Annotated in this window: 11 protein-coding genes and 1 pseudogene; 8 read left to right on the top strand and 4 right to left on the bottom strand. The window is 42.8% G+C overall.

Going from position 1 to position 13,738, the window contains the following annotated elements; translation table 11 throughout:
• The first annotated feature begins 93 nt into the window (after positions 1 to 93).
• The 3 genes from NQ544_RS08695 to NQ544_RS08685 all read left to right on the top strand — a co-directional run bounded on the left by NQ544_RS08695 (position 94) and on the right by NQ544_RS08685 (position 2,667).
• Positions 94 to 1,680, top strand: a complete 1,587-nt coding sequence (locus NQ544_RS08695; protein ID WP_006848291.1) for an ATP-binding protein — start codon at positions 94 to 96, stop codon at positions 1,678 to 1,680.
• A 475-nt stretch (positions 1,681 to 2,155) separates the two neighbouring features.
• The gene (locus tag NQ544_RS08690; RefSeq protein WP_006848289.1) at positions 2,156 to 2,311 is read left to right on the top strand and encodes a hypothetical protein; all 156 of its coding nucleotides are present in this window, start codon (positions 2,156 to 2,158) and stop codon (positions 2,309 to 2,311) included.
• A 170-nt stretch (positions 2,312 to 2,481) separates the two neighbouring features.
• Complete coding sequence (locus NQ544_RS08685; RefSeq protein ID WP_006848287.1) at positions 2,482 to 2,667, top strand: type II toxin-antitoxin system HicB family antitoxin; 186 nt, start codon at positions 2,482 to 2,484, stop codon at positions 2,665 to 2,667.
• 628 nt (positions 2,668 to 3,295) lie between these two features.
• On the opposite strand, the gene NQ544_RS08680 is transcribed toward NQ544_RS08685, so the two are convergent.
• From NQ544_RS08680 to NQ544_RS08665, 4 genes are all read right to left on the bottom strand, one after another.
• Entirely contained in the window at positions 3,296 to 4,141 is an 846-nt protein-coding gene (locus NQ544_RS08680) for a DUF4249 family protein (RefSeq protein WP_006848285.1), read from the bottom strand.
• An 11-nt stretch (positions 4,142 to 4,152) separates the two neighbouring features.
• Positions 4,153 to 6,135 (bottom strand): TonB-dependent receptor plug domain-containing protein, encoded by a 1,983-nt coding sequence (locus NQ544_RS08675; RefSeq protein ID WP_167529940.1) that lies wholly within the window; start codon positions 6,133 to 6,135, stop codon positions 4,153 to 4,155.
• A 116-nt stretch (positions 6,136 to 6,251) separates the two neighbouring features.
• Positions 6,252 to 7,034, bottom strand: a complete 783-nt coding sequence (locus tag NQ544_RS08670) for a hypothetical protein (protein ID WP_006848283.1) — start codon at positions 7,032 to 7,034, stop codon at positions 6,252 to 6,254.
• Between the two features lie 32 nt (positions 7,035 to 7,066).
• A complete protein-coding gene (locus NQ544_RS08665; RefSeq protein WP_040553427.1) occupies positions 7,067 to 8,053 on the bottom strand; it encodes a PD40 domain-containing protein in 987 nt (328 codons plus the stop codon).
• A 749-nt stretch (positions 8,054 to 8,802) separates the two neighbouring features.
• On the opposite strand from NQ544_RS08665, the gene NQ544_RS08660 reads away from it, so the two are divergent.
• The 5 genes and pseudogenes from NQ544_RS08660 (at position 8,803) to NQ544_RS08640 (ending at position 13,718) form a co-directional block, all read left to right on the top strand.
• Positions 8,803 to 8,946: an AAA family ATPase gene (locus NQ544_RS08660; protein ID WP_006848281.1), complete on the top strand. Its 144-nt coding sequence runs from the start codon at positions 8,803 to 8,805 to the stop codon at positions 8,944 to 8,946.
• 234 nt (positions 8,947 to 9,180) lie between these two features.
• The gene (locus NQ544_RS08655; RefSeq protein WP_006848280.1) at positions 9,181 to 10,194 is read left to right on the top strand and encodes an aspartate-semialdehyde dehydrogenase; all 1,014 of its coding nucleotides are present in this window, start codon (positions 9,181 to 9,183) and stop codon (positions 10,192 to 10,194) included.
• Positions 10,195 to 10,300: 106 nt separating this feature from the next.
• Positions 10,301 to 11,344, top strand: a pseudogene (locus tag NQ544_RS08650) (AAA family ATPase); the annotation flags it as partial.
• Between the two features lie 217 nt (positions 11,345 to 11,561).
• On the top strand, positions 11,562 to 12,056 hold the full coding sequence (locus tag NQ544_RS08645) for a C-GCAxxG-C-C family protein (protein ID WP_006848278.1): 495 nt from the start codon (positions 11,562 to 11,564) through the stop codon (positions 12,054 to 12,056).
• Positions 12,057 to 12,068: 12 nt separating this feature from the next.
• Positions 12,069 to 13,718 carry a vWA domain-containing protein gene (locus NQ544_RS08640; RefSeq protein WP_006848277.1) on the top strand — a complete coding sequence of 550 codons (1,650 nt, stop codon included), beginning with the start codon at positions 12,069 to 12,071 and terminating at the stop codon, positions 13,716 to 13,718.
• Positions 13,719 to 13,738 lie beyond the last annotated feature (20 nt).

The following is a 13,738-nucleotide window of genomic DNA, read 5'->3' as shown; positions in this document are numbered from 1 at the left end:
ATTTTGCAATCTCGTTATTTTTTTTCGGGCTATTCTTTTGCTTGTATCATTATTTTTTGTAACTTTGCCGAAAGAATTTAAAAAGGCAGCAATATGAAATATCCTATCGGCATACAGAGTTTCGAACAAATCATAGAAGATGATTATGTTTATCTCGATAAGACGGCATTGGTCTATGACTTAGTGACTAATGGTAAAATATACTTTCTGAGTCGTCCTCGACGATTTGGAAAGTCGTTGCTCGTATCTACCTTGAAATGCTATTTCGAGGGTAAGAAGGAACTTTTTAAAGGGCTTGCCATCGACAAGCTGGAGAAGGAATGGAAGCAATATCCTGTGTTTCATCTTTCTTTTGGTGGTCAAAACTTTGTAGAGCCTTATGCGTTAGACAAAGTGTTGGAGGAGTTTGTTGCCATGGCAGAACGTATCTATGGGCGTGAGGAGTTGGCTGAGACTTTAGGGAGTCGCTTTAAGGCTGTGTTAGGGAATGCTCATAAGAAAACAGGAATGAGAGCTGTCGTACTCATTGATGAATATGACAAGCCTTTGCTTGATGTGATGGATATGGATATTTCTGTGCAGAATGAATATGGAAAGATGACTTTGGAGGATTATAATCGCAATCTGCTCAAAGGCGTATATTCTGTGTTTAAGGAAGCTGATGATGACCTGCAGTTTGTCTTGCTCACGGGTGTCACCAAGTTCTCACAAGTAAGCGTGTTCAGTGGTTTCAATCAGCCTAACGACATCAGTATGGATGAGCATTACGAGGCACTTTGTGGAATTACGGAAGATGAATTGTATTCTACCTTTGATGAACAAATCAAGGCGATGGCCGTGAGATACAAGACGACGGAGGATGGGATGAAATACAAGCTGAAGAGGAAGTTTGATGGTTATCATTTCAGTCCTAATATGCTTGATATCTATAATCCTTTCAGTATCTTGAATGCTTTGAGCAAGAAGATTCTGGCAGATTATTGGTTCCGCACCGGTTCGCCAACCTATCTTGTTCGCCTATTGTCTCATTTTGATGAGAACATCAACGAGATGGTGAACAGGTTTTATCCTACGAGTAGTTTTATCGACTACAAGGCAGATGTGGAAGCACCGTTGCCTATGATTTATCAGAGCGGTTATCTTACCATTAAGGACTGGAATATGGATACCGATTCCTATCTCCTGGATTTCCCGAATGATGAAGTGCGAAGCGGGTTCCTGACGCTGGTAGCTTCTAGTTATCTGAAGCCATCGAAGTCAACGGATGCCTGGGTCATTCAGGTAATAGATGTGATGTCGAAGGGCGATTGCCATCAGTTGGAGAATCTGATGACTTCCTTCTTTGCCAGCATTCCTTATAACCAGCGTCGTAAGGACGATGAACGCGAGAAGGAGCGTTACTTCCAATACACCTTCTATCTCGTATTGAGAATGATCAGCTGTTTCACGGTGTTCATTGAAAAACAGCAAAGCGAAGGTAGGGTAGATTGTGTGGTAGAGACCCAGAACTATATCTACATCTTCGAGTTCAAGCGTGATGGTTCGGCAGAGGAAGCCCTGAAGCAGATAGAGAATATGGGCTATGCCAGGGAATATGCAGCAGATGGCAGAAAGATTTATCAGATAGGCTGCAACTTCTCATCGAAGACGGGAACCATTGATGGGTGGAAAATGAAGTAAGTAATCCGTAAGAATATCCCGAAGATGTAGTGATGTGGTGTTGTTAAGAATGAAACTTTTTTACATTAGCTTGCCTGAGATTCTCGTATTTTCAGACGCTTATTGTTTCTTTGAGAATATCGAAAATATGAAGAGAAATAAGAACTTATTGATAATCAGGTATTTGCGATTTCTTGACAAGATGATGCCGTTGAGGAAAATCTATAGTTGTACGACTATAACCCCTATAGTTGTACAACCATAACTCTATAGTTGTACAACCATAGCATGTATAGTCGTACAACTGTAACTTTATAGTCGTACAACTATAGGTCTTGTTCTTAATATAGAGCAGAAAACAGAGAATTCCGGCCTCTCAATCCTCTTGTTTTTATCGCTAGATTCCCAACTTGTAGGTATATGAATTTTGGTTATAAATATTGACGGGAGGTATTTTTGCAATTGTAATTTGAACTAAAAAAAGGAGGAATAAAGAATGAATACAACAAAGTTAACAAGAGAAGAAGCGTTGCGTCGTTGGAATGCTTCTAAGGAAACCAAACGTAAGATGGTTGAAAAGCTAGAAACCTTGGTAAGGAATAGTTGTCTTGAACGTACAGGCAAAGAACCTATTGGGATAGAAGTATGGTAGTCGAAACATTGTCTCTAGACACGATTAATGCCAATTCTTTGCAAAGTTTGCAGCAAACCTTGCAAACTATGCAGAGACTAAGAGTTGGTACGGAGAGGGTACGGAGTTGGTACGGAGCGGGTCTAGCTATGATGTATTGTGGGGGAGATTTGGAAAATCTAAAGTAGTACATGATGGAAAAGATTATTGTTGACGTTGCGTGGTGCGACAGAAATTATGGCGGTTCTCTTGGTAGTAATGTACCAGGAGCGGTGGTTTTTACAGCACCAACCTTTGAAGCTTTGCAAAAAGAAGCAAAGGAAAGTCTGGAGTTTCATATTGAAGGCCTTGTGAAAAATAGAGAAGATGTTCCCTAATGGCTGAAGAATGGGGATTATGAGTTTGAGTATAATATTATAAGATAAGATCAGTTGTGTGTCTGATTTAGCAAAGAGGGTGTGTCATAAGTAAATGATTCACCCTTTTTTGTTTGTTGGAATGTTACTGATATGTTGTTGGAAAACATAGTATAAGTTGTTAGAAAAGATAGTATATGTTTTTGAGTTAGTTAGTATCTCCGGTCGCACAACAGCTGTTGTGCGCTTGCATAGCAGCTGATATGCGCTTGCACAACAGGTGATGTGCATGCGTAGGTCAACTGTTATGCGCCAACTGTAATTTAGACTTATGACGCCTCCTCTTTGTCATTTGGTACATACAGAATGGCATTTCATACATTTATCCCCCAACTTTCTATGCTGTTTCGGATAAATTCATTATCTTTGTCCCCCTGAAAACAACTAAAAGATAAAATGTAATGAAGAAAAGATTAAAAATATACTTTGGTTTCCTTAGGCAGCCTGGTCGTTTTGGCAGGTATTGGTCTGGGAATCATGTATATGGTGTCAGCTTTTCTGCCCTTATCCTACAATCATGGTGATATTTTTGCAATTTTGCATTTCGAAAAAGACAAACGTATGTTTGAAAGAATCTCTATCAAATGAACTAAGGAATGGTGATTGAAAATCGTGAAGCTCCATATCCCAGCCAGTAACCAATTCCTCCTTTTATGTTTGTGGGGAGGTTATGTTGGTAGGTGAATATTGGGTTTCTTGATAGTTCTAACATCTTTGCATATTCGCTCCAATAGTTGTAAGCAAAATTATCCACTCTGCATAATTTAACGGAAACTTGCTCGTTTGTCAGAAAGGAAACGTGGCTGTTCTCCTTTTTGTTTCTGGAAAAGCCATATATCGGTAATTTAGGATTTGGCTTGTCGAAAAGCTCATTGTCGCTTTCTCCCAAGAAAGAGCTGTGAAACTCTTCTTGATGTGTCTTATCTAAATTGACAAATACCTTATAGAATCTGTGTTGAGCTAAATCGTCTTCTATCTTGGCATAGAGATTATATTTTCCCTTGCCGAGATCTTGGCTGATACCTTTCTCTAAAATCTCGGGTGGATAAGGAATGGATGTTGTTGCTTCTAGTTTTTTCCCGTCCTTGGTCTCAATGGTGAGTTTGTAACTTCTTCCTGCAATGCCTGTAAGTTCGTTGCTGGTATAAATACTTGAAGACTCATAGCTGTTATTTATCTCATGATGCAATACGTATGTTTGGTCATCGCAAGTTATGGCTACGTTGGCATCATCGATGGTATTATTGTATAGGTCCTCCTGTTTGTTCTCGTTGTTGTTTACGGGTACTGTACAATAAAGGCGGACTACAGGGGCATGTCCGTTTTCTATCCAACCTTCTACTACGATTTGAGGCTGGTAGTCTGGGATTGTATCTGATGTGCAGCTAACCATAAAAAGAAGTGTTATAATTAGAACTTCAAATATTTTTTTCATAACTTGTCTGTTTAAAATTTGCAATAGAAATTGATGGATGGAAGAACTTTGACCGCAAAGCTCAGCGGTTTGTAACTGTAAGTCTTTTCTTTGTCAACTTCATGGAAATGCAACCTGTAGTAGATTGGATTTCTATGGTTGAGGGCGTTGTATAAAGAAAAGTTTACTCCATACTCCGAATGATTCTTTTTGCAAAATGTATAATCTGCTGATAGGTCTAGACGGGAATATGCAGGAAGTCGATTCTGGTTGTATCCGTTGTATTGGGATATAATGTTGCCGTCTATGGCATAAAATGACTTTGAGGCTGTGAATGGTGTGCCTGATGCATATACGAATGTGCTGCTGAGTACTAAGTGCTTACTGGTCTTGTAGGATAAGACCATATTTAACTCATGCGGACGTTCGTTGGATGCCGGGAATGTCTCTTTTCCTGTTGATCCTTCTATTGTACGGGATGCATGAGTGTAAGTATAGCCTATCCACCCATTTATGCTTCCAAATCGCTTGTTAATCATGATTCCAAAACCATAATTGCAACCTTTGCCTTGTCTTACATAATTTTTTAAGTCATAAGTTGACTTGCTGAAATCTAGCAGGTCGCCGGTATATTCCACTTGATTATACAGCTTTTTGTAAAACAGTTCCAGATTGATGGTATAACCACTTTTGCCGATGGCTTTTTCTCCCAGGATGTTTATACCGTCTGCGTATTCTGGTTTGATAAAATCATCTGAGCTTACCCAAAACTCAAAAGGCAATCCTATCTGTGATATTCCTGTTTGGTGTAGATTTTGCCAGCGTCTATATAGGTTCATCACTACTTTGGAAGAAACTCCCTGAAAGTGGAAGGAAACGTTGGGTGAAAAATGAAAGTCAGCTTTCTGTCTTGATGCCCAGTATATACATTCTCTGCCACCAATGATGGCATAAAGACTTTCATTTCCTATCTTGTAGTCTGCGTATGCAGATAGTTCTGCTGCATTTTCTGTCGTATTGGTGCTCCTGCTGGTATAGTAATTGCTAACGGCAGGTGATTGGGGTTCAATGTCATGATATCTCAGTTCATAGCCAAGCCCCCAATGATGCAGTTGGCTATGGTTGACAACTCCTATTGTTGTTATCTTGCTTGGCAAAAGAAGCTGTTCATTTCCACGTACAAACTTAGTGTCATTGCTATATGAGGTGATGTATATCTGCTGTCTGGTCTTAGCGTTGGCATTGTACGTCCGTTCGTATTGGGCAGATAACAGGAGGTTGTTCCAGCCGAGTTTCAGTTCAGCTGGATAGTAAGGCATATTGAGGTTCACATGGTCGCCTCCTGTATAAAAGTCGATAGAAACCTTGTCTTTTGTGTTAGGTTGCCAAAGATAGGTTAGATTCACGTCGTTAAAGTCATATTTGAATTTGTCTCCGTCGAATGTAAGCCATTTGCTATATAATAAGTTGAGGTATGCCATACGGGCTGACAGGATAAGGGTGCTGTTTGTGGATAATGGCAAATGTAATGTGCCTTGCGATGACATTGGTCCTACTGCTATATTGCCATGTATCTTATGGCTAATTGTATCAATGGAGTTTAAAGAAACCATACCACCGATTCTCTCTGTGAAATCAGCACTGGTTGGCGATGTGGCAACTGTGAGGGATTGGAAATGAGAAGGATTGAATGTTGAGAACAGTCCAAGAAGGTGTCCAGCGTTGTAAACAGGTATGCCGTTGATACCCACCAGGTTGTGTCCTGTGCTGCATCCCATGATATGTATGCCCGCATCATATTCGTTGTTGGTCGAGATGCCGGGCATGGTCTGCAGGTAATGTATAGGGTCTGTATTGCCTAATATCTTAGGCAGGGTATTGATGAAAGTAATATCGAGTTTGGTAGTCGCATCTTGTCTTTTCAAGAAAGAAGAAATTTTCTTGGCGGTGATGTTGACATCGTTCAATGACTGGCTTTTCTCGTAAGTACTATCCTTTAGGTTCTGTGCATTCATTATCCCTAAAGTCATAAAGGAAAACAATAGAAGGAGTGTATATCTTCTCATAGAGCGTAAAAGTTCGTAGCATCCTCCTAAAATAAGTTTGGAGAATGCTACGAGTAAAATATAAATTAGAATCTGCAACCTAATGTTGCTGACAATGTATTGAACTTCAAGTCGATGTCGTCATGGAACTTAGAGAAGTCCTGACCGTATGAGATACCGATAAATGCCTTCTTGTAAACAAAGTTTGCACCTACGTGCCAACCTGCCTGGAATCTGTTAGCTGGATGACCATCGCACTTCTTCTTATCGAAGAAATTGTCTATCTTAGTAGTCTCTTCATCGATTTCAGGATCATCTCCTCTATAGGAATACTCCTCAGTCTCTTTCTGTTTGCCAGAACCAGAGATGTTGTATTTGAAGTCCACGCCAGCGAAAGGCTCAAAGGCAAAATCTGAATTTGGAATTGCAATGTGGTAAAGCAAACTTACAGGAACTTTGGCTGTAAGTATATGGCCCGTATATTTTACGGTATATTTATCAGTATAATAGCTGCCTTTATCTTCATTTGATGCTTCATCTGAATAGAATGCATACTGAAGGGCTGCACCAAACTCAACATACAGAGGAATGGAAGGTGCCACATTGATAGCGCGGTTGTAACCGATAGAGAATGCATTGAGTTTGTCGCTCAAACCGCTATTGTCTATCGCTTTCTGATCTTCATCTCCATAGTCGAATGATGAAAGACTGTAGCTGGTGCCAATACTGTTGTACTGCACATACAGGCTGTTCCAACCCTTGGAGATTTCGTTACTGCTGTTAGAAGAGCTTTTGCTCTGTGAAAACTGTGCAAACGATGTGGTACTGATCATCATCGCTGCTACTAATGCTAAAAATTTAATTTTCATGATGTTTGTTATTTAAAAATGAAACAATTACTTTAGTTCTTTATCATAAATGGAATCCTCCAAACATTGGCTGTTTGAGTGCTGCTGCCACGTTGTGATACAAAATAGATGTATTTGCCGTCTTTACTCCATACAGGGCTCAAATCATCTGCAGCATGGTAGGTAATCTGGGTTAGATTACTTCCGTCTATATGGCAAACGAAGATGTCTGTATTAGGGTATACCTTATTTGGGTTATTCTGTCCCGCTACATCAACAACTTTCATACTGCTGCCTACCATCAAAATCCATTTTCCGTCAGGCGAAATAGTAGGAGAGGTGAAGCTGCGGTTCCCTTCTGATACGATGCATTCTTCAACTCCTGTTTCTGTATTGATTCTCCATATCTCATTGTTTCCAATGCCTGAAGATCTTACACAGAGAATGTCTGTGGTGTTAGGAACTGGTATGGCATTGAATCCAGACGTAAAGTTGGAGAAAGAGTTGTCGTTGAATTGATAATTCCAAATGCCAAAGCTGCCAGAGTTTTCTTTACGGCAAAATAAGATTTGACTCATGTCGGCATTGTAAGATGGAGAAAAGTCAAACTCGTTTGCTGTTACCTGTCGGCAACCATATCCTTTGTTTGCGTCTGTGATGAAAATGCGATTGGAAGAACCATTCTTTTCGGTGAAACAGATTTTCTGTCCGTCAGGCGAATAAGAAAAATCTATTACTTGCTGGCGATTGGTGCGCTGCTGCGTAGTTCCAGCACCTGTCAGATTTTTCAGATAGATGTTTGAATTGTTGGTCTTATAGGATAAGAAAGCTAATTTTTCTTCAGTAGGTGACATGGCGATAACTCTGCCAGACCACCATGTTATTTTCTTGCCTCTTCTTTTAACTTCCGGCATGCACAAGCAATCGTTGTCTGAAGTGATTTTCTTGAAATCAAGTCCGCTTTCTTCGCCAACGGCAACAATAGAGTAGTCTACAGATTGAGCCATAGCAGGCAATGAGAGACCTAAAAGTAATAGCAAAGCATTTAATTTTCTAGTGCTCATATACATTATTATATATACAAGCCGACTCTCCAAAGCTTGTGATATAACATTTGAAAGTAGGACATAAAAAAAGCGCGGGAGTCTGTACTCGTCACTCATCCCGCTCTTCGAGGCCTTCGCACTGCTCATCAAGTCTGAACGAGCAACGCAGAAGCCCACGCCGATAGTATATAACAATCCCTGCATCCTATCAAAAAATAGGATGTTAAGGTGTACAATCTACCCACTTGGACATCTACTGTTGCTTTCGTTTTTGATTTGACTTTGAAAGTTGCGAAGTTTCGAAGAGCCAAAACAAAGCGTAAGTAAACGCCTTTCCCTTATGTCTTGATCCTTTAGTCCCCAAACCAATCGTCATCGTTACGACAGATAATCTTGTCCTTTACAATCGGCGCGAACTTCAACTCTCTTTTACAAGAGTATTTAAGAATCGCTGCAAAGGTAGATAAAAAATCTGTAATCGCCAAACGTTTTAGTTAAAAACTTCGAAAAACATTAAAAATATTTAGTTTCCCCATTTGTGTATCCTAATAAAAATGTATGTGTGGTCTGGAAAAAGTCTCTCATAAAAATGTAATAGATTCTACTATCTCACTATTTTTTCGGGCTATTCCTTTGCTTGTATCATTATTTTTTGTAACTTTGTCGAAAGATTTTAAAAACGGCAGCAATATGAAATATCCTATAGGAATACAAGAGTAGAACGTATCTATGGACGTGAGGAGTTGGCCGAGACTTTAGGTAGTCGCTTTAAGGCAGTGTTGGGGAAAGCTTATCAGAAGACAGAAATGAGGGCTGTCGTATTGATTGATGAATACGATAAGCAACTATTTTTCTCCAATTTTCTGCATATTCTTGCAGAAAAGTAAGCAGAAATGATAAATTTGCAGCAAAAAGCAATAATTTTTGGGAATTTATGCTTGATATTGTAGAAAAAGTCTTAACTTTGCAGCGGATTTGAGAAAATAAGCAGTTTCCGGCTATCAGAAGATGAGAAATCATGAAGCTATCAGAAAATGAGGAATCATGAAGATGATAAGGAGGCTGGCTTTCTCTTCCACAGTTTACACTTATAACAACTTTATAAATTAAAAGATTCGATTATGAAAGTAGCAATTGTTGGTGCAAGTGGCGCAGTTGGACAGGAATTCCTGCGTATCCTTGCTGAGAGAAATTTCCCTATGGATGATTTGGTGTTGTTTGGTTCTGAGCGTTCTGCCGGACGAAAATACAACTTCAAGGGAAAGGACTATGAGGTCAAACTTTTGCAGCATAACGATGACTTTAAAGATGTCGATATTGCTTTCACATCTGCTGGTGGCGGCACTTCAGAGGAGTTTGCCGAGACTATCACCAAGTATGGTGCCGTGATGATTGATAACTCTAGCGCATTCCGTATGTGCGACGACGTGCCTCTGGTTGTGCCTGAGGTAAATGCTGAGGATGCCCTGAACCGCCCTCGCAACATCATCGCCAACCCTAACTGTACCACCATCATGATGGTTGTAGTGTTGAAGCCTATCGATAACTTGAGCCATATCAAGAAGATTCATATCTCTTCTTACCAGAGTGCTTCAGGTGCTGGTGCTGCTGCCATGGCTGAACTTGAGCAGCAGTATAAGGATATCATCGAGACTGGTAAGACTGAGCATATCAATAAGTTCCCTCATCAGTTGGCATATAATGTCATCCCACAGATTGACAAGATGACTCCTAACGATTATACCAAGGAGGAGATGAAGATGTATAACGAGACCCGCAAGATTATGCACTCTGATGTTCGCACCAGTGCTACCTGCGTTCGCGTTTCTTCACTCCGTTCTCACTCAGAGAGTGTTTGGTTCGAGACTGAGAAGCCATTGGCAGTAGAGGACATCCGCAAGGCTTTGGAGGCTGCTCCAGGCGTAACTGTAAAGGATGATGCCCAGAACTACGTTTATCCAATGCCATTGGAGAGCGCCGGTAAGGACGATGTATATGTAGGTCGTATCCGCAAGGATCTGGCTGATGACAATGGTAACACATTGTGGTTGACTGGCGACCAGATTCGTAAGGGTGCTGCCCTGAACGCTGTTCAGATTGCTGAGTACTTGATTAAGGTGGGCAACGTAAAGTAAGCCATACCTTATTTATATAAAAGAATATGAGGAAGTTAAGGGATAATGAATTTTATCTCTTAACTTCTTTTCGTCTTTATACGATTCTGAATAGAAAAGTAAGAATATGCTTGAAAGATTCAAACAATTACTCGGTGAGATGAACCGGGGCATTTATGAGAAGGAGACGGAGATATCGCTCTCGCTCCTGGCTGCTCTGGCAGGTGAGAGTATCATCCTGCTGGGACCTCCGGGTGTGGCAAAGAGTATGGTGGCCAGACAGTTGAAGACGGCATTCAGGGAGGCTCAGAGCTTTGAGTATCTGATGTCGCGATTCTCTACTCCCGATGAAATTTTCGGTCCGGTGAGCATTCAGAAACTGAAGACTTCGGATACTTACGAACGTGCGGTGGAGGGTTATCTGCCTACTGCCGATGTGGTTTTCCTGGATGAAATCTGGAAGGCGGGACCTGCTATCCAGAACACGCTCCTTACGGTGATTAACGAGAAAATCTTCAGAAACGGCAATCGGGAAATGCATCTTCCTCTGAAACTTCTCGTGGCTGCAAGCAATGAGTTGCCGGCTAAGGGAGAAGGACTGGAGGCGCTCTGGGACCGATTCGTTATCAGAATAGAAAGCCGACCGATTAAGCTGGAGAAGAATTTCCGGGCGATGCTGCTGGAATCTCACGCAGATTTCTCTGGTTCTACAGGGGTTTTAGGTCACGCAGATTTCGCAGATAACGCAGATTTTTCTGATTTGAAGATTACTGCTGAGGAGTATGCTGAATGGGCGGAGAAAATCTGTAAGATTGGCGTGAAGGAGGAGGTGCTTGATGCAATTTCTGCCATTCGTAAATCTCTGAGAGCCGTGAATGTGGATGAGGCTGCCGAGCGCAGAAACATTTATGTGAGTGACCGAAGATGGAAGAATATCGTCCGCCTGCTTCGCACTTCAGCCTTTATGCAGGATAGGGAAGAGGTGGATATCTGCGATTTGCTGCCTATCTACCATTGTCTGTGGCAGGAACCGGAAGAGCGGGATGCTATCCGAAACATCGTGATCCGTGCCCTCTTTTCTCCTTTTGCAGATAAACTCGTGGAGATGAAGAATGCGCTTGCTGAGGACATCAAATATCATCGTGTACGCAGGAATCCGGAGGATGGAAGGGATTACGAGGGAGAGATAGAAAACCTTTCGGATGGCTTGAGCTCGCTGGAAAGGCAGTTGGGCGAGAATCTCTTCGCATCTGCTGATGATAAGGCGGAAATATCGGCTTATCTCCGCGATTTCTATAAGGAGTTGGCATTTACCCGTCAGGATACGATGAAACTCTATGAGGTTTAATCGCCTCCTATTACATTATTATATATAGAAGAATCTAAACATGATGAATGAACAGAAAATATTGACTCCAGAGTTGGAGGCGCGTGTTCACCAGGCTGTGGATAACTTTATGCAGGGCTATGGCTGCTGCCAGTCGGTAGTGGCTGCCTTTGCCGATTTATATGGTCTTGATGATGAGATGGCGAAGCGCATTGGTGCCGGCTTCGGTGGTGGAGTAGGCAGAATGAGAATGATGTGCGGTGCCGTTTCGGGCATCGTGGTGCTCGTTGGCTTGGATTGCGGACAGACCGAGGGGGATGACCGCGAGGGCAAGTCGGCATGCTATAAGGTGGTGCAGGATTTGCTCGCCAAATCGAAGGAGCAGAACGGCAGTATCATCTGTGCCGAAATCCTCGGCTTGAAGGGCCACGAGAAAGCGCAGTCCAGCTATGTGGCTTCGGCAAGAACGGCAGAATATTACAAGTCTCGCCCTTGCGCAGCCAAAGTAGAGAGTGCTGCAAGAATCTTCGCAGAATATCTGATGGAGAAAAAATAAGGATTTACTCCTATGAAATACCAGAATAACAAGGACTTGGCGGAGGCACAGTATTACTTGAAGATGCTGGATGACTTCTGCAAGTCGGGACAGGTGAAGATTCCTGATCCGACAGGCACCGCCATGCCTTGGAATTTGAAGGAAGACCCGCTGAAGGATTATCTTATTCATCTCTTTACCCTGAAAGTAACCATAGAAGAAACTGGCGAAGAGGTGCAGAAATTCGTGCGACAGGTGGTGAACAGCAAGATTAAGAGCAAGGTGTTCTATGATAGCGTAGGAAAATTCATCGTGGAATGCGTCCATCACATGCGGTTCCAGCGCCAGCGTGCCTGGACCGAGAGTCATCGGGCAGATGATGTGCTCGATTGGGCTCCCTTTAAGAGAAGGGATGAACAGGTGTGGCTCCCCTTGCTCGACCAGCTGGAACAGGAACATGCTGAAGATGGGTTTGATAAGCCTTTCTTCCTCAAGCTGATGACTGGAGACGGGGCTTCGAAACCCGAAAACTGGGAAAGGCTGGTAAGAGACTGGAAGGTCTGCATCGACCATCAGATATTGAACAAGCTGAAGGACTTCATCTCGCTCCGTCAGAACAACTTCGAAACAGGACTGGTGCGCATGATGGACCAGATAACCCGCAACATGAAGACGAAGGGCGTTTCGGAGCAGCGAGCCGTACAAGCCTGGGAACTGATGACGAACGGATGGACTGAAACGGAGTTTGAACGCCGTCTGAACCAGGTGAAGATTCAGGACAAATATCCCGAAATCAAGGAAATTGTGGCAAAGATGGGACGAGTAGCCGATGCCAACGGCAAAGACCGGCTCACCATCGCATCGGGCGTAGAGATGAAGATGGAGCATTCTGCGGGTAGCGATATCGAGGGCATTACCGTGGGCGATGATCTCAACTCCCTTCTCCCGCTCGAACTGGCACAGTACAGCGATGAAGATATGGAGGGCCTCTTTATCTATAAGTATCGCACGCGAAGACTCCAGACCTTCCGTTATAAGAGCGAAATGTCGAAACCATCCCGCAAACTGGGCTTTACCCATGCCTCCCGCAAGGGTCCGATGATCGTCTGTTTGGACACCTCAGCCAGTATGTATGGCACGCCCGAAAGGATATCCTCTACACTCATCTCTCTGCTGGAAGAAACGGCAGAAGATCTGGAGCGAGACTGCTTCCTGATAGATTTCTCCGTCAGTACCCGTGCCATCGACCTAATGGCGAAGCGCAAGGCAGAGCGCCTGAAGAGAATTGGAATCACTATGATGGAATCAGCCGAAGCAGATGCATCTCCGTCCGACGGAGATGGACAGGCGCATACCGGGCGAGGCATCCGGCGGCAGCCTACCACAACCCACCTTCCATTTATCGGAGGCGGAACATCGGCAAAGAAGATGATGACCCAGATGTTCGACCTTCTCGACAACGACGGACTCCATTACGTGAATGCCGATGTGCTTTGGATTACCGACTTCCTGATTCCAGATCCGCCACAGCAGCTGCTGTCCCGATTCAGGGAATACAAGGAGACGGGTACCCGATTCTACGGCATCCGCATCGTGCGTGATGACGACAAGGAGCCGAACAGCTGGAAGGAGTACTTCAATCAGATTTACACTATCCGGTACCGCCCGCTGCGAAGATATTAAAGAAGATATTAAAGCAGAGA

The organism is Segatella copri DSM 18205, from assembly GCF_025151535.1.
In the GTDB taxonomy this organism is placed as follows: Bacteria; Bacteroidota; Bacteroidia; order Bacteroidales; family Bacteroidaceae; genus Prevotella; species Prevotella copri.
This window is presented reverse-complemented; position numbering and strand designations above follow the sequence as displayed.

What these genes read in the sequence shown, in the direction of transcription:
- NQ544_RS08695 (WP_006848291.1), top strand. Translation starts at nt 94, where the DNA reads ATGAAATATCCTATCGGCATACAGAGTTTCGAACAAATCATAGAAGAT.
- NQ544_RS08690 (WP_006848289.1), top strand. Translation starts at nt 2,156, where the DNA reads ATGAATACAACAAAGTTAACAAGAGAAGAAGCGTTGCGTCGTTGGAAT.
- NQ544_RS08685 (WP_006848287.1), top strand. Translation starts at nt 2,482, where the DNA reads ATGATGGAAAAGATTATTGTTGACGTTGCGTGGTGCGACAGAAATTAT.
- NQ544_RS08680 (WP_006848285.1), bottom strand. Translation starts at nt 4,141, where the DNA reads ATGAAAAAAATATTTGAAGTTCTAATTATAACACTTCTTTTTATGGTT.
- NQ544_RS08675 (WP_167529940.1), bottom strand. Translation starts at nt 6,135, where the DNA reads ATGAATGCACAGAACCTAAAGGATAGTACTTACGAGAAAAGCCAGTCA.
- NQ544_RS08670 (WP_006848283.1), bottom strand. Translation starts at nt 7,034, where the DNA reads ATGAAAATTAAATTTTTAGCATTAGTAGCAGCGATGATGATCAGTACC.
- NQ544_RS08655 (WP_006848280.1), top strand. Translation starts at nt 9,181, where the DNA reads ATGAAAGTAGCAATTGTTGGTGCAAGTGGCGCAGTTGGACAGGAATTC.
- NQ544_RS08645 (WP_006848278.1), top strand. Translation starts at nt 11,562, where the DNA reads ATGATGAATGAACAGAAAATATTGACTCCAGAGTTGGAGGCGCGTGTT.
- NQ544_RS08640 (WP_006848277.1), top strand. Translation starts at nt 12,069, where the DNA reads ATGAAATACCAGAATAACAAGGACTTGGCGGAGGCACAGTATTACTTG.